The organism is Endozoicomonas sp. ONNA1 (assembly GCF_024606325.1).
In the GTDB taxonomy this organism is placed as follows: domain Bacteria; phylum Pseudomonadota; class Gammaproteobacteria; order Pseudomonadales; family Endozoicomonadaceae; genus Endozoicomonas_A.
In genome coordinates, this window is the sequence record NZ_JAHHPN010000823.1 from 1 (window position 1) to 1,687 (window position 1,687).

Annotated in this window: 1 protein-coding gene; it reads left to right on the top strand. The window is 48.7% G+C overall.

From position 1 onward, the window contains the following. Window positions 1-315 precede the first annotated feature (315 nt). On the top strand, window positions 316-1,687 hold a 1,372-nt coding region (locus KDK19_RS19400), incomplete at its 3' end, for a hypothetical protein (protein WP_257292666.1).

The window sequence follows — 1,687 nt, forward strand, 5'->3', positions numbered from 1 at the left end:
CAATGTACCTAAATGGTCATTCTCCCACGCAGACAGTATTCCTTACTCTTACACTCTGGGTACCTTCTACGAATGGCAGAACAGCGGTAATAGCAGAGCCACCGGGTCTATATTTTATTGGCACTGAACTTTGCCACTGTTCATTAAATTCGCTCAATAGCTTACCGGTTTTGCCACCGTGAACTAAATTCACTCGGCAGCCTACCGGAGCAACCATGGGCGATTAACAGCCATGAACAGTTAAAAGTCGCTTCTTCGCCCGGTGTGGCAATCAACTTCCACGTTAATAAAAGTGCTCAACTCTGAGGTAATAGAATGAGAAATGCTCGTCCTAATGCATTGAGCCTTGCAGTGGCCATTGCCATCAGCTCTTCCATCCTAAGTACACAGGCACTGGCCGCTCGCAAGCTGCAGATAAAATCTGCTGATATTCTGGACAATGGACATGCGGAGTTTACCCAGAGTGAGGTCATGGTTCGGCCAACTTTAGATCTTGACGAGCAGCCAATACCTAAATCCTTTACAACCACCTACAATTATCGGCCTCTGAAAAATGAGGACTCTACCCTTCCCTTGAGCTTTACAGAAATTCTTTATGGTATTGACGGTGCCGTTTCCAGTGTTGATCAGTTTGAAACAGACAAGAATGGCGTTGCTCAGAAATACACCAAAGACCTGTACGTGGGCGATGAGGGTGTCTTCAGGTTCACTCATAACCTTGCAGAAAAGAAACTGGTCATTGAAGTCAGAGGCGGAATGACTGATAAGGACGTAGTCAGGGTTGTTCGTGGTCAATCAAGTGGCATTCTGTCATTAGAACCGATGACGAAAATCGCCGGACCCGGAGAACTGGCTGACGTGCTGGACATTGTCGCTACCCTGGCAGGAAGCCTCGGCGCAGACGATCACTATGTTCCCCTTGCCACCATTGAAGTTGAAAAAGTTGCCGTGAATGGGCGTACCTTCATGCGTCTTATCGCTTCGGGCGATCAGCCCCCTGAACTGCAGCAACTGGGTCAATCACTCTTTGTCAATGATGAGGCACTTCTGGCGGCAGCCACCTCTGCCTATATCCAGGTTCATCTTCTTGGAGAGGATTTACAACAGCAGGCTCTTGACGAACTGTTGGCACACTGCAAACCCATCGGCTACGTTGTCGCCGGGGACTTACAACAGCAAGTTGTTAATGAACGGTCGGCACACAGCAAACCCGTCGGCCATGTTGCATACGCAGAGGACGAGACAGCGCTTTATCCTGTGCCTGCAGGTTATCCAAAGCTGATAGTAGCAGAAGCTCCGGGGGAGATTATTGTTTTTCATGGTCAGAAGCCAAATCCCGATGATATCGCTTTTGTAGAAAACCTCTATAAACTCTGGGTCGAAGCTGAGGGTAATACCCCCGCCCCTGCTACAACATGGATTCAAAAAGACAATATCAAAGGCTATCAATACGCCATTCGAAGCAGGCAGATGGTACTGCTGGAGGAGTTTGTTACACGGTACGATGCCGGAGTTAACAAAGATCAACCGATGATGCTTACAGACGAAGACAAACTGGCTGTGCGTGCGCTTTCATACTACGAATTTCTCCAGCAGGCATTGACCAGTGCCACCCCGGCTCAGGAAGCTAACTTTGAATTCACACTGGAACACATCAGAGCCGCTTCCTCTGTCATCACGCCAACCT